We start from the raw sequence: 17861 nt of genomic DNA on the forward strand, positions 1-17861 counted from the left end.
TTTTCATTCACCGATTACGAATGAATGGGGTGCTTTTTTTTATGCTTCCAACCAGAAAAGAGCGGCAGGCCGAACTGCTGGCCCGGCATAGCGGGATGCTTAGATGCCCGGTTTGCCACGGGGCGCTGACGCTCATCCATACAGCTAATACAGCCAGCCTTGCATGCGCCAATCGCCATTGCTTCGACGTGTCGAGACACGGCTATGTGCACCTGGCGAATGCGGGCTACCGATCGAAGTACGAGCAAGAAATGTTTTTGGCGAGAAGAACCATTTCCGAGAAAGGCTTTTTTTCACCGCTGCACGCCGCCGTCAGTGAAAAGCTCGCCGAGTACGCAGCGACGAGCGGCGAGCCGTTGTCCGTGCTGGATGCCGGGTGCGGCGAAGGCTCGCATCTGGCTCGCATTCGCGAAGAGGTGAAAGCGCGGCAGCCAGTCGCGTTCGTCGGCGCGGGTGTCGATCTGTCCAAAGCGGGAATCGCCCTCGCGGCCAAGGCGCACCCCGAGCTGATCTGGTGCGTCGGCGATCTGGCCAATGCTCCGTTTGCCGACAATCGCTTTGCGGCCATCCTCAACGTGCTGTCGCCGTCCAATACGCGGGAGTTTGCGCGAATGCTGAAAAAAGACGGGCTCGTCATCAAGGTCGTGCCGGGCGAGCGATATTTGCGGGAGCTGCGCGAGTGTCTTTATGTGCAGCCGGGCAACCGGACGTATTCCAATGCAGCGACGATCCAGCGCTTCGCCGCCAGCTTTTCGCTGATCGACTGCGAGCGGGTGGCGTATTCGTTTCGGCTGGATCAGCCGAGCCTGGCGGCGCTGATCCAGATGACGCCGCTGACGTGGGGGGGCCGAGCCAGAGCAACTGGCAAAGGCGCATGAGCTGGAGGGCGGAGAGATTTCTGTCGAGTTTACGGTTCTTGTTGGGAGAAAGTGAACGAGACGGCGTTTTTTTATAGGACGAATTGTCAAGACAAGTGCGACAGAGCTTCCATGAATGATTCGTAAGCGGTCTTCCTGGCGGTGGGCGGCGTACCCAAGCCGTTTTTGTTCGCCATTCGCCCGATCCAACTGGACGACACGATCAAGGAATGGGTCGTCACGCTGGACGATGTGCAGGAGGTCGTCGAGATGGCGAGACGGGTGACGGCTGCTGAAACGGGCGATGCGTTTGCGGCGATTTCCGGCGGCAGCCCGGCGTGTTCGAAGCGGCAGGCAAAGGAACGCTGTTTTTGGACGAGATCGGGGACTTGCCTTTGCATTTGCAGGGCAAGCTGTTGCGGGTGCTGCAGGAAAAAGAGCTGCAGCGGCTCGGGAGCAGCGGCAAAACGGTTCCGGTCGAAGCGCGAATTATCGCGGCGACCCATCTCGATTTGCAGGAGCGGGTCGCGGCCGGGCTGTTTCGCCTCGATTTGTACTACCGTCTGCACGTCATCCCGATCCGCTTGCCCTCCTTGCGCGAGCGCCGGGAGGATATTTTGCCGTTGGCAAACGACTTTTTGGCGACGTACGCGAAAAAGCTGGGCAAAGCGATCTGCGGTTTTTCCCAGGACACACGGTCTTTGCTCTTTTGCCACGACTGGCCGGGCAATGTCCGCGAATTGGCCAACGTGATCGGGTACGCCGTCAATATGGAGGCGACGGCCTGGGTGCAGGTCGGAAGCTTGCCCGCTCAGATGATGCAGTTGCAGGCGGCTGCGGCCACTGAGAAGGCGTGGACGGAAAACGGTGGTGGGGCCGGGCAAAAGCAAATCGTCACGCTCAAAGAGCTGGAGCGCTCCGCGATCGCCCGAGCGATGCAGGAGGTGCGGCAGCGAAACGGCCGCAAAGAGGAGGCGGCGGCGCTGCTTGGCATCAGTCGGGCTACGCTGTTTCGAAAAGTGCGGGAGTACGGGCTGTCCTGATTCGCCCGGCGCTCTTGCTGTCGTCTCGTTTTGCGGCACAGCCGGCCCAGGAGGGGACCGGCTTTTTGGATTGGCCGCATTTTATGGTATGATGGTGGGTAGAGAGCAGGGGGAACGAAGAAGCAAGAGAGGAGTGGCATTGCACAATGAAAGAGATCATGGGATGGATTCGTTCGATTGCTTTTGCAGTCGTTTTCGCCCTGGTCCTTGGAATCTTCGTGTTTCAGCCTTACAAGGTTGACGGTCATTCCATGGACCCGACCTTGCAGGATCAGCAGCGCATATACGTGTCCAAGCTGCCGCATACGTTTTCGTACTTGCCGGACTACGGCGAAATCGTGGTCATCGACAGCCGCGTGGAGCGCGAGCGGTCCTTTTTGGACGATGTCCTCAGCCATCCGTTGGTGGCGCTGTTGACGGGCACGGCAGAAGACCATTCGATGTACGTCAAACGCGTCATCGGCAGACCGGGCGACGTGCTGGAGTTCAAAAACAACCAGGTGTACCGCAACGGCGAAGCGCTCGAGGAGCCGTATATCAAGGAGACGATGCAGTACGTGGCTGACGGCAAATGGAAGGTGCCCGCAGACCACATTTTCGTCATGGGAGACAACCGCAACCACAGCACGGATTCCCGGGACATCGGCTTTATTCCGCTCGACCACATCATGGGCACGATGATCGAAAACCCGTTTAAGACACAAGAATAGAGCAAGGAGCAAAGGTTGTCCGCGAGAGGGCAACCTTTGTTTGCCAAAAGAGCTGTCGCATTTTTTGGACAAAGCGGGGAAAGGAGTGCTGCAAATGCCCAGTTTGCTGATTGCGGACAGGGACCCGACAGAGCGGGCAGGGCTCAGTTGGCTCGTCTCAAGCTGCGCCATCCCGTACGACAAGGTGCACAGCGCAGGGACGACGGCAGAGCTGTTTCAGGCGATGGAATCGCATACTCCCGAGGTCGTCTACATCGAGCTGGACATGATCGACAAGGCGCACTGGGAGCGCCTGAAGCTGCTGGTTGCCCAGTATCGGCCGACGGTGCTCGTCACCACCTCGGAAGCGACGTTCGAGCGGGCGATGCAAGGCATCGAGCTGTCTGCGCGCGACCTGTGGCTGAAGCCGCAAACCCCGGAGTACATCCGCCGCGTGCTGACGCGCTCTTGTCAGGAGCGGGCAGGGGACGCGCGCATCGACCAGGGGGCCGGGAGCATCCAGGGACGGCGCGGGGAGATTTCGTACCGCGACTTGTTTTTGCCGGGGCAGTCGCCGCTCGGCGGACATACGGTCATGCTCGCGCAGTTGGAAGACGCGAAAAGACACCCGGAGCTGTTGCGTTTTTTCGCGGACTATCCGTTTCGCGACGAGCCAGTGCTGCTGCCGACAGGTGACGCGATTGTCGCCGTCTTTCCCGCGGAGACGGCGCTTGCCTGGCCGCAGTGGCACCAGTTTGGCAAGCGGTTGCTGATGGACTGGGAGGCGACGAGCGACGCCCCGCTGTTTCTCGTCATTTACAAGGCGGAAGACGCCGGACAGAGCTTGCAGCAAAAATACGAGCAGGCGAGCCAGGCGTTGCAACTGCGCTTTTTCAAAGGCTATCGGCAGGTGAGCATGGTCGACGGAAAGGTCAACTGGACGATGCTTGATCCGTTCCTGACGCCAGCCGAGCAGCGGGCGTGGATCGACATGCTGCACAGCGGCAATCGCGAGCAGCTCAAGCAGTGGCTGTACGCGCATTTTTTTTACAAGGACGAGCCGTATCCCGAGCCGGGACTGTTGCGCATTCGGTTGACGAGCATTTTGGCCCAGGTGAGGCGCTACATGAAGTCGCACGGGCTGGACAGCGCCTCTCTGGAAGAGGGGTACCACCGCGTATTCGAGACGATTTTGTACGCGCCGATTTTGTATCGCATCGTAACCGAGCTGCTTTTGTTTATCAACCAACTGCTCGATACCGCAAACGACCGCAGCGACGAGGGCAGGGCAGACGTGATCGAGCAGGCTATGCGCTACATGGAAGGGCGCTATACCGACCCGGCTCTGCGGCTGGAGGATGTCGCCCGGCACGTCGACCGCAGTCCGGCTTACTTCAGCACGCTGTTTGCGCAAAAGCAGGGCAGCTCCTTCCGGCAGGTTTTGACGGCGATGCGCGTGAAGGAAGCGCAGCGGCTGCTGCTGGAAACGGCTCTGTCCGTGCAGGAGGTGGCGGAGCGCAGCGGGTTCGTCAACGCCAATTACTTTAGTAAAATTTTTCACTAGCGTTGCATTAATCTTTTCCCATCATTCAAAATACACATAATCTTTGGTATTTGGTTGTCTAGGGAACAAAAAAATCCTTTACACTGGAAAGGTCAGGTAGTTCCTGTCCAAATCCAACGCAAAGGATAGCTCATGGACAAGAATACCCTATTTTCTTCATTTGGTAAATGGGTTGCACCCATCAATATTATGAAACTTCAACAACGAATTGACGAAACGGATCAAGACAAGTACGTGAAGAAGCTGACGACAAAAGCGTATCTTCTCCTATTTTTACATGCCCAACTTCAGCAACGCGAAGGGCTTCGAGCCATTGCTGACGATGTTCTATCAAAGAAATTTCAGCAAGAATTAGGACTGTCATCGATCAGCCCCGCACAGCTTAGTCGAAAAACAATCGGGTAGAACCTGCTTTGCTTGAAGAAGTTTTTGTCGACCTTGTCCAGCAAATTCAACGCGTTTCTGGAAAAGCCTGCTCTCTTCGAAAACACATAAAGATCATTGATTCCACTACAATTGGATTATGTTTGCAAAAGTATAAGTGGGCAACCTTTCGCGAAACAAAGGCAGGAATCAAAATTCATCTTCGTCTCGTTTTCGCAAGCCAGGAGGATGTCTATCCTGAAAAGATTTCCCTAACTTGTGCCAAATCCAATGACCGCACCCAAATGGAGTCGCTGATTGATGAGATCGGAGCCATGTACGTCTTTGATCGAGGGTACGTGGATTATGAAAAGTTCGATGAGTATACCGATCAGGGCATCTTTTTTGCTTCACGTCTCAAGGATAACGCGGAAACTCGTCATTTGTATACTTTCAAAGTACCACCAGAAAGCTCCGTTTTATCTGACTCCATGATCCTTCTTGGAACGCCACAAAAACGGGTGGATAATGTGTTACGACTGATTGAAACGCATGATTCGAAAGGAAATCGTATTCGAATCATCACCAATCGGTTCGACTTAGAAGCAGAAGAATTGAGCGACATCTACCGTTGGCGCTGGCAAATAGAACTGTTTTTCAAATGGATGAAACAACACGCAAAGATCAAGACGTTCTATGGAACAAGTGAAAATGCGGTCTGGAATCAAGTTTTTCTCGCTCTCATTGCTTACTGCTTGTTGCTTCTTGTAAAGCTGGAAAGAAACAGTCAGCACAGTCTGCTGCAAATCAGTAGATGGCTCAAAGTGTTTCTCTGGCAGACCTTTGAACAATGGATAGGCAGAATGGATTACCAATCCAAACGAACATCCAGAGGGCGACAGAAAAGGAAGTAAGTGTTGTTTGTTGTTGTCGATGTTGTAATAAATGTATAAAACTACCAAATGGATAGTGGCTACCTTTTGCTTGGCTGTTCTCGTTTTTGGTTGTGAAGTTGAAAATGTCATTCAGAATAATTTGACAATAGATGGATTCATTTTTTATGCAACGCTAATGAAAATTTTTAAGGAAAAGACGGGTACAACCCCACGTTTGTTACGAAATCAAAAGAAAAGATAGAAATCGAAAGAAAAGAGAGATTTTTCGAAAATTCCATCTGTTTTGCCTGAAGCAATCGAAAGAAGAGGCACCAAATCGAAAGCATGGTGCCTTTTTTGCGTTTCCCGGCGCTTTTACAATAAAGCCAAGAGATACACATTCTACGGAAAGCAGGTGGATTTTCGATGACAACGACACAATCCATTGAACAGATGATAAAGGCATACTCGGGGACCGAGCTGCATACAAAAGGCTGGGTGCAGGAAGCGGCGCTGCGCATGCTGTTGAACAACCTGAACCCTGACGTGGCCGAGCGCACAGAAGATTTGGTCGTGTACGGCGGAATCGGGAAAGCGGCGCGCAACTGGGAATGTTTCGATGCGATTGTCAAAACATTGCAAACATTGGAGAGCGACGAGACGCTGCTGATCCAGTCGGGCAAACCGGTGGCGGTGTTCAAGTCGCACACCGATGCGCCGCGCGTGCTGCTCGCGAACTCCAACCTGGTGCCAGCCTGGGCCAACTGGGAGCACTTCCACGAGCTGGACAAAAAAGGCTTGATGATGTACGGGCAAATGACAGCCGGAAGCTGGATTTACATCGGCAGCCAGGGGATTGTGCAAGGCACGTATGAGACGTTTGCGGAGCTTGCCCGCCAACATTTTGCAGGCACGCTCGCGGGAACGATCACCGTCACGGCCGGGCTCGGCGGCATGGGCGGCGCGCAGCCTTTGGCCGTATCGCTCAACGGCGGCGTGAGCATCAACATCGAGGTCGACCGCACCCGCATCCAGCGCAGACTGGATACGCGCTATCTCGATGTGATGACAGAGAGCCTCGACGAAGCGATCCAGATGGCGGAGACGGCCAAGCGGGAGAAAAAAGGCATTTCGATCGGGCTGCTCGGCAATGCCCCGGAAGTGCTGAACGCGATGCTTGCCAAGGGCTTCATCCCGGGCGTGTTGACCGACCAGACATCTGCGCACGATCCGCTCAACGGCTACATCCCGGAAGGCATGAGTCTCGAAGCGGCGGCAGAGCTGCGCACGCGCGATCCGAAGGAGTATGAGAGACGCTCCAAGGCGAGCATCGCCAATCACGTTCGCGCCATGCTGGCTATGCAGGAAAAAGGAGCCGTCACTTTTGACTACGGCAACAACATCAGACAGGTGGCGAAAAACGAAGGCGTCGAGGAGGCGTTCCGCTTCCCTGGCTTCGTGCCCGCCTATATCCGTCCGCAGTTTTGCGAGGGCAAAGGGCCGTTCCGCTGGGTCGCGCTGTCCGGCGATCCCGAGGACATTTACAAGACCGACGAAGTGATTCTCCGCGAGTTTTCCTACAATACGCATCTGTGCAACTGGATTCGCATGGCGCAGGAACGCATTCAGTTCCAGGGGCTGCCGTCCCGCATTTGCTGGCTGGGCTACGGCGAGCGCGCGCGGTTTGGCCAGATCATCAACGACATGGTAGCGCGCGGCGAGCTGAAAGCGCCGATCGTCATCGGCCGCGACCACCTCGACTCCGGCTCCGTCGCCTCGCCCAACCGCGAGACGGAAGCGATGAAGGACGGCAGCGACGCGGTGTCCGACTGGCCGATCCTGAATGCGATGATTAATGCGGTAGGCGGAGCGAGCTGGGTATCTGTCCATCACGGCGGCGGTGTCGGCATGGGTTACTCCTTGCATGCGGGAATGGTCATCGTGGCAGACGGCACGCCGGAAGCCGCCCGCCGACTGGAGCGCGTCCTGACCACCGATCCGGGGATGGGCATCGTGCGTCATGCGGATGCCGGCTACGAGCTGGCGATTCGCACCGCGAAGGAAAAAGGCGTCAAGATCCCGATGTTGGAGGAGTAAACAGCGATGAAAAAACCAGTATGGATTCGCCATGCCAGCCAGCTCGCCACGTTGGCTGGCGGGTCTTCTGCTCCGGTGACAGGGGCCAGAATGAACGAGCTGGCGATTATTGAGGACGGCAGCGTATGGCTGGAAAACGGCGTGATCGAGCGGGTCGGCACCGACGACGAGTTGGCGAGTGTCTACCGCGAGCGGGCGCACGAAGCGTTCGTCATCGACGCCACGGGCAAGCTGGTCACGCCAGGCTTGATCGACCCGCATACGCACCTCGTGCATGCGGGCACCCGGCAAAACGAGTTCAACATGCGCCTGAACGGCGCGACGTACATGGAAATCATGAACAACGGCGGCGGCATCCACGCGACGACTGCGGCGACGAGACAGGCGACACACGAAGAGCTGTATGCCGAGAGCAAGCGGCGGCTCGACCAGTTTTTGCTGCACGGGGTGACGACCGTCGAGGCCAAGAGCGGCTACGGCCTCACCCTGGAGGACGAACTCAAGCAGCTTGAAGTAGCGAAAAAGCTGCATGAAGAGCATCCGGTCGATCTCGTCAGCACGTTCATGGGCGCACATGCGGTTCCGCGCGAGTACAAGGAAACGCCGGATGCGTTTGTCGATTTGGTCGTCGAGCAAATGATTCCCGAGGTCGCGCGGCGCAAGCTGGCTGTTTTCAACGACGTGTTTTGCGAGCGCGGCGTCTTTACGCCCGAGCAGTCGCGGCGCATTCTCGAAGCCGGGATGCGCCACGGCCTGCTGCCGAAAATCCACGCGGATGAAATCGAGCCGTACGAAGGCGCGGAGCTGGCGGCTTCGCTCGGCGCCGTATCTGCCGATCATTTGCTGCGCGCCTCCGATCGCGGGATCGAGCTGATGGCAGAGGCAGGCGTGATCGCGGTGCTGTTGCCAGGCACAGCTTTTTTCCTGATGGCAGAGTCTGCGAACGGACGCAAAATGATTGACCGCGGTGTGGCAGTCGCGATCTCGACCGACTGCAACCCTGGCTCCTCGCCGACTGTCTCGCTGCCGCTGATGATGAATCTCGGCTGCCTGAAAATGGGGATGACTCCGGCAGAAGTGTTGACGGCCGCGACGATCAACGCCGCACACGCCATCCGCTGCGCGCACGAGGTCGGCAGCATCGAAGTCGGGAAAAAAGCGGACATCGCCATTTTTGACGTGCCTGACTTCATGACCTTGCAATATCGCTACGGCGTCAACCACGTAGACACGGTCATCAAGCAGGGCACGGTCGTCGTCGCGGGAGGGAGACGCGTATGACAGCAGGGTACCCGTATCCGCTCCTGAAGCCGCCCAGCTTTTCCTGGGACCGGAGCGCAGCGCCTGCCGAGCCAAAAGTAAGCGAGTGGATTGCAACGCTCGATCCGGCGACGGCGGGCAGCACCGACTGGAGCGACTACGACGTGGCGCTGCTTGGAGTGCCGCTGTCGCGCTCGTCCATTTCGGCCTCGGCAGCGAGCGAGAATCCGGACGCGATGCGGCGGGCGTGGAAGTATTTTACGACCTATAATCTCGATCACGACGTGGACTTGCAGCCGCTGCGCGTCGTCGACCTCGGCGACGTCAGGCAGCATGTGACAGACATCGCCCAGTGCCACCGCAACATCCGGGAAGCGATGGCGCAAATGCGCACGCACCATCCGCAGCTTTTGCCTGTGATGCTGGGCGGCGATCATTCGATCACGGCGATGCTCATCAAAGGCTACAAGGACATCCATCCCGACGAGCGGGTAGGCATCCTGCAACTGGACACGCATTTTGACCTGCGCGACCTGGCAGACAACGGCCCCTCGAACGGCACGCCGATCCGCAATCTGATCGAGAGCGGCACGATTGGCGCGCGGGATGTGCACAACATCGGGCTGCACGGCTTTTTCAACGCCCGCTCGCTCAAAGCATACGCCGACGAAACAGGCGTGCGCTATACGACGCTTCGCCAGGCGCGGCAAAAAGGGGTGGCCCGCACCGTGCAGGAAGCGCTGGAACAGCTCGCGGGCCAGGTGGACACGATCTATTTGACCGTGGACATGGACGTGCTCGATTGCAGCTACGGCCCCGGGGTTCCTGCTTCCACGCCCGGCGGCATGCACAGCGATGAGCTGTTCGAAGCTGTCTACGCGGCAGGGCTGCATCCGAAGGTCAAGGCGATGGACCTCGTCTGTCTCGACCCGTACAAGGACCGGGCAGAAGCGACGGTCAAGACGGCTGTGCACGTGCTGCTGTCGTTTTTGACCGGGTTTCGCCAGCGCGAACAATAAAAAAGCAAAGCCAAACCGCTGGTGCTCAGGCTCATGCATGCCGGGCGAAACAGCGGTTTTTTCGTGGTGCTCGACACTCGTGCCGTACAGCGAGTGCTTCGCCAAAATAGCAACAAAAGAACTAACTTTAGTAAGGTTTACGCTGGAGCATCTTTTGCTAAAATTGGTTTGCCATTTCCTAGATGCCTGTCCCAAAGTATGCCAGGCGAACAGGCTGAAAAGAAACGAGTAAAAGCGCATCAACGGCGAAGGGAGGAATGAAGAGGACGATATGAAACGATTGCTTGCACGGCTGTTGTCGTTGCTGCTGATTTTTTCGCTGGCACAGCCAATGGTGCCGCCTGCCGGAGCGAATCAGACTTCGGCCAAGGTCCCGGTGGGCGAAGATTTTTTTGTGGATACAGATGCCTATGAGCACGGAACACCCGACGGCGTAGGAAACTTGAATGCGATATTTGTCGGATATGCCGACTCTTTTGGGGCTGCCAATGCAGCTCTCAAGTTTCAGTTGGGGAGCGGTCAGGTTGATTTCAACCGGAAAATCCAGTCGGCCTATTTGCGTCTTTTTCTGACTCAGGTGGATGCCTTCCAAGGAAAACCGTTTCTCGATCTTTACGCCGCCCAGAATGATTCCTGGACAGAGCGGGATGCTGTTCTTCCGCAAACCGCAGAGCTGATCGAGCGGATTACGGAATCCGGTCTGAGGCAGAATGACTGGGTATCGTTTGACGTGACCGATTTTCTGCGGGAGCAGTCGGCGGATAAAGTAGCGAGCTTTGTGCTAAAAGGGCATCAGTTGCCGCCAGCGGGTGGCGCACCACGGATACAGGTCGCTTTTCTCGACAAGTCATCCGGTCAAACGGAAAAGATTCCGTACCTGGAGATCACCTATGCTCCGAACTCCCCGCCGACTGCTATTTCACTGAGCAACGACAGCGTCCCGGAAAATCTTCCGGCGGACACGCCGGTCGGCACGTTCAACGCGACAGACCCGGACAGCGAAGATCAGGGCAAATTGACGTTTGAGTTGACAGGCAACGAGCAAGGCGCCTTCAAGCTTGTCGGCAACGAGCTGTTCACCACGGCATCGTTTGACTATGAGACGAAAAGCAGCTATTCCATCGACGTCAAGGTGAGCGACTCCGCCGGAAACACGCTCACCAAAGCATTTACGATCCGGGTCGAGGATGTGCAGGAGCCGCCGACTTTTGCCGAGCTGACGATTAACGAGGGCATGTTCTACACCAGCTTCAATCAGGTCAGTCTGAAAACGACAGTCACCGATCCTGATCTCGGCAAGCCGTTACAGGTGCGGTTCTCGAATGCCGCCGATCAATGGACGGATGATTGGAAAGCTTACAGCCCGTCGTCTTCCTATCCCTGGACGTTAGCGGCGGGAGACGGAGTAAAGACGGTCTACATGCAGGCGCGGGATGAAGCCGGCCATCAGATTTCCGCCAGCGCTACAATCACGCTGGACACGACCCCGCCACTCGTGACGGGAGTGGTCGACAGAGGCGATTACAAGGAGCCTGTGACGATCACCTTTAACGAAGGGACAGCGGTTCTGAACGGGGCCGCGATTGTCAGCGGCTACAAGGTGACAGCGGATGGCAACTATACGCTGAGAGTGACAGATATGGCTGGAAACACGACGACGCTTTCGTTTTTTCTCGATACAACCGCTCCGACGGGATCCCTGCAGATCGAAAGCGGCCAATCGTTTACGACAAAGCGAAATGTTGTGTTGACGATCACGGGGACGGACGGGGAAGGCATCGGCCAGCTTCAGATGAACTTCTCCAACGATGGGGCCACCTGGTCCGGATGGGAGTGGCTTGCCGCCACGAAAGCATGGGAACTGAGCCCCGGAGACGGAAGCAAAACCGTGAAAATGAAGCTGAAAGACGGGCTGGGGCATGAGCGGGAATACGAGGACAGCATTACGCTGGATACGACTCCGCCAGAAGCCGCCCTGTCGATCAAAGGAACGAACGCTGCGAATACGGCGACTTCGTCTGCGACTGTCAAGCTGCTGATCGAAGCGACAGATGCGCAAGGCCCTGTAGAGATGACGCTCTCCAATACGGACGGCGTGTTTGCAGGCGGATGGCAGCCTGTCCAGCCTGAGCTGCAGTGGAAATTGAGCAGCGGCGACGGAAACAAAACGGTCTACGCCAAATTCCGCGACGCGGCGGGGCATGAAGTCACGCGCTCTGCCAGCATTTTGCTGGATACGGTTCCGCCGGAAGTGACAGGCGTTGCGGCTGGCAACTATTACAACCAGGAGGTCACCGTTCATTTTTCGGAAGGGACGGCTGTACTGAACGGCGAGCCGTTTGCGGATGGCGAGCAGATCAGCGAGGACGGCACGTACACGCTGGTTGTCACGGACGTGGCAGGCAATACCACGACCGTTTCCTTCACGGTTGACCGGACAAAGCCTGCGGGAACCTTCACGATCAACAATGGCGAGGACTGGACGAACACCCCGCAGGTCGTGCTGCAGTTGAATGTGACGGATATGTCCCCGATGACGGCCGCCTTCGCCAATGACGCGGAAGGGTGGCAGCCATCCGAACCGTTTGCGGCTACGAAGTCGTGGACACTCAGTTCCGGCGATGGGCAAAAGCGCGTGGCGGTCAAGCTGAGAGATGCGGCCGGGAACGAGGCGACATGGGAGGCGCACATTACGCTGGATCAAACCGCCCCGACCGGAAGCTTTACGATCAATGACGACCAGAGCGTGACGAACGAGCGGCAGGTTGAACTGAAGCTGCAATACGCGGATGCGGACGATCAACTGCAAATGCGTTTCTCCCCTACAGGGACGAATGACTGGTCGGACTGGGAGCCGGCGCAGCAGACGAAAGCGTGGGAGCTATCCACCGGAGACGGTACGAAAACAGTCTTTTTGCAACTGCGCGATCGCGCGGGCAACGTGCGCGACTTGCAAAAGTCTATCATGCTCGATACGACACCGCCTGTAGTCAGCGGGGTGACCCATGAGGGCGTGTACAACTCCGACCAGCAGATTTCCTTTTCGGACGGGACGGCTACGTTGAACGACGCTCCTTTCCTTAGCGGAACAACCGTTACTGAGCACGGGCAGTACACGCTCGTCGTAACGGATGCGGCCGGAAACAAAACAACCATCTTTTTTACGATCGACAAGACGCCTTTGACAGGGACGCTCGCGATTAATCAGGGCGCGGCGTTCACAACCTCGCGCAATGTGACGCTGGATCTTTACGCAAACAAAGGCGCACCGGACACGCGCATGTCCTTTTCCAACGATGGAAGCACATGGAGCCCAGCCGAGCCGTTTGCCCTGACAAAAGAGTGGACGCTGTCCGAAGCAGATGGCGGCAAAACCGTCTACGTGCGCCTGGAGGACAAAGCGGGGTACACGACGGACGTAAGCGATACGATTGTTCTGGATACGACCATGCCGGCGGGAAGCTTGCTCATTAACGGGGGCAACCTCGTGACAGAGACGCGGACGGTCAACTTGACGGTTACGGCAGCAGATGCCAATGGCCCTGTGCAGGCTCGCTTCGCCAACGAGGATGAAGAGTGGAACGCCTGGAGCGACGTCGTTTCGGCGCTGCCGTGGGAGTTGTCGGCAAACGATGGGAGCAAAATCGTTCGCATGCAACTGCGCGATCAGGCCGGAAATGTCTCGTCCTTTACAAGCAGCATCGAGCTTGATATGAACGCGCCGGTCGTGCATGGTGTCGAGAATGGCAAAAGCTACCGGGAAGACGTGCAGATCACGTTCAACGAGGGCACGGCTACACTCGACGGTCAGTCATTTACAAGCGGCACGACGGTAAGCGATGAGGGCGAGCATGAGCTGGTCGTCACCGACGCCGCAAGCAACTTCACGCAGATTGCCTTTACCATCGACAAAACGCCTCCGCAGGGCACGTTTGCCATTAACAACGGCGCTGCGACGGCAAGCTCGGTCAATGTGACGCTGAACGTTACCGCCACCGACTCGCTGGGAGAGGTAGAAATGCGCTTCGCCAATGAAAACGAGGGCTGGAGCGACTGGGAACAGGCGGCTCCAACGGTTCCGTGGCGGCTTCCTTCCGGCAACGGGATGAAAAAAGTGCTGCTGCAACTGCGCGACGAGGCGCACAACACGATTGAACTGGAGGCGCAAATCAGGCTGTCCGTTTACGTTCCGACTCCGCCAACAACGGTCAAGGTGACAGGCGTACAGCTCGATGCGAGCAGCCTGCAGTTGCAAGCAGGCGATACGCGCACAGTGACCGCTGTGATTCAGCCGGAAAATGCGAGCGACAAACGGGTCAGATGGGCGAGCAGCCATTCCGCTGTGGCGGAGGTAGACAGTCAGGGGAACATCGTGGCACGGGCAGCAGGGACTGCGCGCATTACCGTCACCACTGTCGATGGCGGCTACACGGATACGGTAGAAGTAACGGTCAAGGAAGAGGCCGATTCTTCCTCCCTGCAAGCCTCGAAAAAAGCGTTCCGCCTGAAGCCAAAAGAGCGGGCGCACGTCCAGATTTTCAAGGTCGAAGGGGACGAGAAGACAGAGATCACCACAGACAAAAAGGTAGAGTACCGCACGAAGCGCGGCCTCGTCACGGTAGCAGCGGGCCAGATTACGGCTGGCAGCGACGAAGGCGAGGACGTCATCACGGTAACGTACGAAGGGCAAGAGCTGCAAATCCCGGTTACGATCACAACCCGCACAAGCGATAAAGTCAGCCTGCTTTCCCGGACCGAGGGCGTGCTTGCGGTAGACGAGGAAAGGCAGTTGGAGCTGGTGGCGCTGTACGGCGACGACACGACAGAAGATGTGACGGATCAAGTAGAATGGACTTCCTCCAATCCGGATGTCGTGGAGGTTGACGAGGATGGCAGGATGGTTGCCAAGGCGACAGGTACAGCCGTCATTTCCGGGAGCATAGACAAACGGAAATTCAGGGTCCGCCTGCTGGTTGTCGAGGAAAAACATCCGAGACGCATCGAGGTCGCACCTGCCTACGTCCGCTTGAAGGAAGGGCAGGAAAAAGCGCTCGTCCTGACGGGCACGTATGAAAAAGGGTACCAGGACCTGATTGCAGAGGACGCCGAGTGGACGGTAGAGGATCCGGAGATCGCCGAGGTGATCGACGGAAACATCGTTGCCCGCAAGGCGGGTAAAACGATCGTCACCATCAACTACAAAGGCAAGACCGCCAGCGTGCGGGTGGAGGTCAGAAAGTAGCGCCGTGTTTTTTGAGAGAAGAAGGTGCCAGCTATACGGCTGGCACTTTCTGACTTGCGAAGGACAAGACCGGCAAGCAGAGACCGGAGACTGCTTTTCGGGCAAATACGCAGAAGCAAACAAGGAGGGAGCAACAACGATGGAACCATATGTGGGCGAAATCAGGATGTTTGCGGGAACTTATGCGCCGCGGGGCTGGGCGTTTTGCGAGGGGCAATTGCTTTCGATAGCGGAAAATGAACTGCTGTTCAGTGTGATTGGAACGACCTATGGCGGTGACGGGATGACCACGTTTGGCTTGCCCGATCTGCGCGGCCGAGTGCCTGTACACATGGGCACCAACCCGTCCACGCAAACTGCTTACCCGCTGGGAGCGATGGGCGGAACCGAGACGGTCGTCCTTCAGTCTGGCCAATTGCCGACGCACACCCATACGGTCAACGTATCGTCAACGGACGGGACTGATGTGGAACCAGGCGGGCATGTTTGGGCGAAGCGGATTTCGCAATTTTCGCAAAATCAGGCGGCGATCCAGATGAGCCCTCTCGCCGTGGAAAGCATCGGCGGCAACCAGCCGCACAATAACATGATGCCCTATACCGTTATCAGTTTCATCATTGCGACAATAGGCTATTATCCAGTCCAATCGTAGGCAACACATTTATCCAGGGGAGGTAGATTGCGATGTCAGAACCATTTCTCGGAGAAATTCGCGCCTTTGCTTTTCCGTTCCCGATGAGGGGCTGGGCGCTGTGTGATGGATCCATTTTGCAAATTGCCCAGCACCAGGCGCTGTATTCGATCCTCGGAGCGACTTATGGGGGGAACGGCGTCACGACCTTTGCCTTGCCTGACCTGCGGGGGCGAGTGCCTGTCCACACCGGAAACGGAATCACGCTCGGACAGGCTGGCGGCGAGGAAGCGCATGTGCTGAGCATTGGGGAAATGCCGCCGCACACGCACGTCGCCAAGCCGCTGTCGAACTCGGGATCAATCGGAAAGGCCGAAGCAAACGTATGGGCCATGACGAATGTACAAGCGTTTGCGGCCGCCCCGAATGCGACGATGCGCGGCGATGCCCTGGGCGCAGCCGGAGGGAGCCAGCCGCACAACAACATGCAGCCTTACCAGGTGCTCAATTACTGCATTGCTATACAAGGGATATACCCTTCCCGTAACTAACTGATCGAGGAGGAATGAAAAATGGACGGCTTTGTCGGGGAGATTCGGATTTTTACAGGCCAGTTCGCACCGAAAAACTGGGCTTTTTGCGACGGAAGTTTGCTTTCGATCGGGCAGTTTACGCCGCTGTTTGCCATTTTGGGGACGAGATTTGGCGGGGATGGCAAAATGACGTTTGCTTTGCCCAATTTGCAAGGGACGGCGCCGATGCACCACGGAACAGGCAATGGCTTGACGCCGAAAGCGTTCGGAGATCAGGGAGGCAGCAGCACGGTGACGCTAAATACCTCACAGATGCCTGGGCATACGCACGTTCCAAACGCTGCGGAGAGGCCGACGACAAACAACCCGGACGGGATGATCTGGTCGAACACGGAGGGCAGAGGCGGGCTTTTGGCTTACGGACCAGCCGATGCGTCGGCACAGACAACGCTTAGCCAGTTCGCCGTTTCGCCCGCAGGAGAAGGGATGCCGCACAACAACAGACAACCCTATTTAGGCGTAAACTATATCATTTGCGTGCTTGGCGAATTTCCGCCGCGTGGAGATTGAGAAAAGAATGTGCCGGATGCGAATTGGCTCTCGTATCTGGCACTTGCTTTGTCCAATTATCCTATTGTAATATGACAGAATATTACTGCGATACCTTTTTCACGGGGTGATTTGATGCAGAAGTCTGTCAATGGTCCATCCTCCATTCCCGTCTCTAGTCAATTGAAGGAACAGTTGAAAAACTTGATGGAGCAACGAATTTATCAGCCGCAGGACAAACTGCCGACGATCCGCGAGCTGTCCGGCTTTTTGCGGCTGAAGCAACAAACGGTCGAAGCCGCGTATGCAGCGCTGGAAGCGGAAGGCTACGTGACGCTGGACGATGCCGGAGCGGCGTTTGTCGCGGACAAGCTCCCGAAAAAGAGCGCCCAGGGAATCGCGGCAAAGCAGCGGGAAGAGGCGATCTTGTCCCGCGTTCTGGAAAAGGCGAAGCAGCCGGCCTTCCAGATGGCACAGGGCCGGACGAAGCCAGCCATCCTGTTTGCCGAGTGTAATGTCGTACAGGTGCAGGAATACGCGGTCGAGCTGGAAAAGGCGACCGGCTACACCGTCAAGCCGTGCCTGATTAAAGACCTGGAGCAGTTTGCAAGCAGCATTCTCAACGGCTACTACGATCTCGTCGTCACGACGTTTTTACACATAGAAGAGGTGCAAAAATGGCTGGACAGCTTGGGGGACAGTGACGTTCCGAAGGTCATCGGCTGCTTGCTGGAATCGAATCTCCAGTCGATCCGGGAGTTGCAGCAGCTCCCTCCTGGCAGCCTCGTGGGAATCGGCGGCACGACATGGGAGGGCGCCTACAATTTCCGCCAATCCATCCTCAACGCGGGGATGACGCACCTGGAGCTGCAAATCGGCTCGATGGAATACCCGTCGTCCTTGGATGAGTTTTTGTCCGCGAAGCCGAGCCTGATTGTGTGCACCAGCATCGTCGGCGACTATTTGAAGCGGCAGTCGCGCTTTTTGCCGCTATTGATCGAGGACCGTTATCTGAACGCCCAGTCCGTGCAGTACATTCAGCAGTGCGTCGAAGGCAGGCGCTGAGCGCGGGAAGGCAAATCGGTGCCGTGAACAGCCGCTGGTTATGGTATGATGGAGGTAATGCTTTTCCATAACAG

General features: G+C 56.9%; 15 protein-coding genes. 14 read left to right on the forward strand and 1 reads right to left on the reverse strand.

The genetic code is table 11. The features are described 5' to 3' along the window. Positions 1-41: 41 nt before the first annotated feature. A complete protein-coding gene (locus tag M655_RS07920; RefSeq protein ID WP_286085986.1) occupies positions 42-878 on the forward strand; it encodes a putative RNA methyltransferase in 837 nt (278 codons plus the stop codon). 86 nt (positions 879-964) lie between these two features. Here the strand turns inward: M655_RS07920 and M655_RS07925 are convergent, their stop codons facing one another. Then, positions 965-1258, reverse strand: a complete 294-nt coding sequence (locus M655_RS07925; protein ID WP_286086042.1) for a hypothetical protein — start codon at positions 1256-1258, stop codon at positions 965-967. On the opposite strand from M655_RS07925, the gene M655_RS07930 reads away from it, so the two are divergent. From M655_RS07930 to M655_RS07985, 13 genes are all read left to right on the forward strand, one after another. Next, complete coding sequence (locus M655_RS07930) at positions 1196-1900, forward strand: sigma 54-interacting transcriptional regulator (RefSeq protein ID WP_007783101.1); 705 nt, start codon at positions 1196-1198, stop codon at positions 1898-1900. The genes M655_RS07925 and M655_RS07930 overlap by 63 nt on opposite strands. A gap of 146 nt (positions 1901-2046) precedes the next feature. Further along, entirely contained in the window at positions 2047-2610 is a 564-nt protein-coding gene (gene lepB, locus M655_RS07935; protein WP_005828450.1) for a signal peptidase I, read from the forward strand. Between the two features lie 94 nt (positions 2611-2704). After that, positions 2705-4153 (forward strand): helix-turn-helix domain-containing protein, encoded by a 1449-nt coding sequence (locus M655_RS07940; protein ID WP_286085987.1) that lies wholly within the window; start codon positions 2705-2707, stop codon positions 4151-4153. A 132-nt stretch (positions 4154-4285) separates the two neighbouring features. After that, positions 4286-4558: a DUF4372 domain-containing protein gene (locus tag M655_RS28040; RefSeq protein ID WP_353505625.1), complete on the forward strand. Its 273-nt coding sequence runs from the start codon at positions 4286-4288 to the stop codon at positions 4556-4558. Between the two features lie 8 nt (positions 4559-4566). Continuing rightward, positions 4567-5430: an IS4 family transposase gene (locus tag M655_RS07945; RefSeq protein WP_129552221.1), complete on the forward strand. Its 864-nt coding sequence runs from the start codon at positions 4567-4569 to the stop codon at positions 5428-5430. Positions 5431-5817: 387 nt separating this feature from the next. Beyond that, complete coding sequence (gene hutU / locus M655_RS07950) at positions 5818-7488, forward strand: urocanate hydratase (protein ID WP_026557865.1); 1671 nt, start codon at positions 5818-5820, stop codon at positions 7486-7488. A 6-nt stretch (positions 7489-7494) separates the two neighbouring features. After that, positions 7495-8769 (forward strand): imidazolonepropionase, encoded by a 1275-nt coding sequence (gene hutI / locus M655_RS07955; RefSeq protein ID WP_026557866.1) that lies wholly within the window; start codon positions 7495-7497, stop codon positions 8767-8769. Next, entirely contained in the window at positions 8766-9767 is a 1002-nt protein-coding gene (locus tag M655_RS07960; protein ID WP_005828458.1) for an agmatinase family protein, read from the forward strand. Before hutI ends, M655_RS07960 begins: the two co-directional genes overlap by 4 nt. A 271-nt stretch (positions 9768-10038) precedes the next feature. Then, positions 10039-15009 carry an Ig-like domain-containing protein gene (locus M655_RS07965; RefSeq protein WP_026557867.1) on the forward strand — a complete coding sequence of 1657 codons (4971 nt, stop codon included), beginning with the start codon at positions 10039-10041 and terminating at the stop codon, positions 15007-15009. A 139-nt stretch (positions 15010-15148) separates the two neighbouring features. Next, complete coding sequence (locus tag M655_RS07970) at positions 15149-15661, forward strand: phage tail protein (RefSeq protein WP_005828462.1); 513 nt, start codon at positions 15149-15151, stop codon at positions 15659-15661. Between the two features lie 32 nt (positions 15662-15693). Then, positions 15694-16191 carry a phage tail protein gene (locus M655_RS07975; protein ID WP_026557868.1) on the forward strand — a complete coding sequence of 166 codons (498 nt, stop codon included), beginning with the start codon at positions 15694-15696 and terminating at the stop codon, positions 16189-16191. Between the two features lie 21 nt (positions 16192-16212). After that, the gene (locus tag M655_RS07980) at positions 16213-16743 is read left to right on the forward strand and encodes a phage tail protein (protein ID WP_005828466.1); all 531 of its coding nucleotides are present in this window, start codon (positions 16213-16215) and stop codon (positions 16741-16743) included. A 114-nt stretch (positions 16744-16857) separates the two neighbouring features. Next, positions 16858-17787 carry a GntR family transcriptional regulator gene (locus tag M655_RS07985; RefSeq protein ID WP_051353937.1) on the forward strand — a complete coding sequence of 310 codons (930 nt, stop codon included), beginning with the start codon at positions 16858-16860 and terminating at the stop codon, positions 17785-17787. Positions 17788-17861: the final 74 nt, after the last annotated feature.

It is taken from the genome of Brevibacillus sp. NSP2.1, assembly GCF_000470975.2.
In the GTDB taxonomy this organism is placed as follows: Bacteria; Bacillota; Bacilli; order Brevibacillales; family Brevibacillaceae; genus Brevibacillus; species Brevibacillus agri.

Bases quoted from the DNA above. Each gene is read 5' to 3' on its own strand.
- M655_RS07940 (WP_286085987.1), top strand. From the start codon at position 2,705: ATGCCCAGTTTGCTGATTGCGGACAGGGACCCGACAGAGCGGGCAGGG.
- M655_RS07980 (WP_005828466.1), top strand. From the start codon at position 16,213: ATGGACGGCTTTGTCGGGGAGATTCGGATTTTTACAGGCCAGTTCGCA.
- M655_RS07975 (WP_026557868.1), top strand. From the start codon at position 15,694: ATGTCAGAACCATTTCTCGGAGAAATTCGCGCCTTTGCTTTTCCGTTC.
- M655_RS07925 (WP_286086042.1), bottom strand. From the start codon at position 1,258: ATGCAAAGGCAAGTCCCCGATCTCGTCCAAAAACAGCGTTCCTTTGCC.
- M655_RS28040 (WP_353505625.1), top strand. From the start codon at position 4,286: ATGGACAAGAATACCCTATTTTCTTCATTTGGTAAATGGGTTGCACCC.
- M655_RS07970 (WP_005828462.1), top strand. From the start codon at position 15,149: ATGGAACCATATGTGGGCGAAATCAGGATGTTTGCGGGAACTTATGCG.
- M655_RS07965 (WP_026557867.1), top strand. From the start codon at position 10,039: ATGAAACGATTGCTTGCACGGCTGTTGTCGTTGCTGCTGATTTTTTCG.
- M655_RS07920 (WP_286085986.1), top strand. From the start codon at position 42: ATGCTTCCAACCAGAAAAGAGCGGCAGGCCGAACTGCTGGCCCGGCAT.
- hutU (WP_026557865.1), top strand. From the start codon at position 5,818: ATGACAACGACACAATCCATTGAACAGATGATAAAGGCATACTCGGGG.
- lepB (WP_005828450.1), top strand. From the start codon at position 2,047: ATGAAAGAGATCATGGGATGGATTCGTTCGATTGCTTTTGCAGTCGTT.
- M655_RS07985 (WP_051353937.1), top strand. From the start codon at position 16,858: ATGCAGAAGTCTGTCAATGGTCCATCCTCCATTCCCGTCTCTAGTCAA.
- M655_RS07960 (WP_005828458.1), top strand. From the start codon at position 8,766: ATGACAGCAGGGTACCCGTATCCGCTCCTGAAGCCGCCCAGCTTTTCC.
- hutI (WP_026557866.1), top strand. From the start codon at position 7,495: ATGAAAAAACCAGTATGGATTCGCCATGCCAGCCAGCTCGCCACGTTG.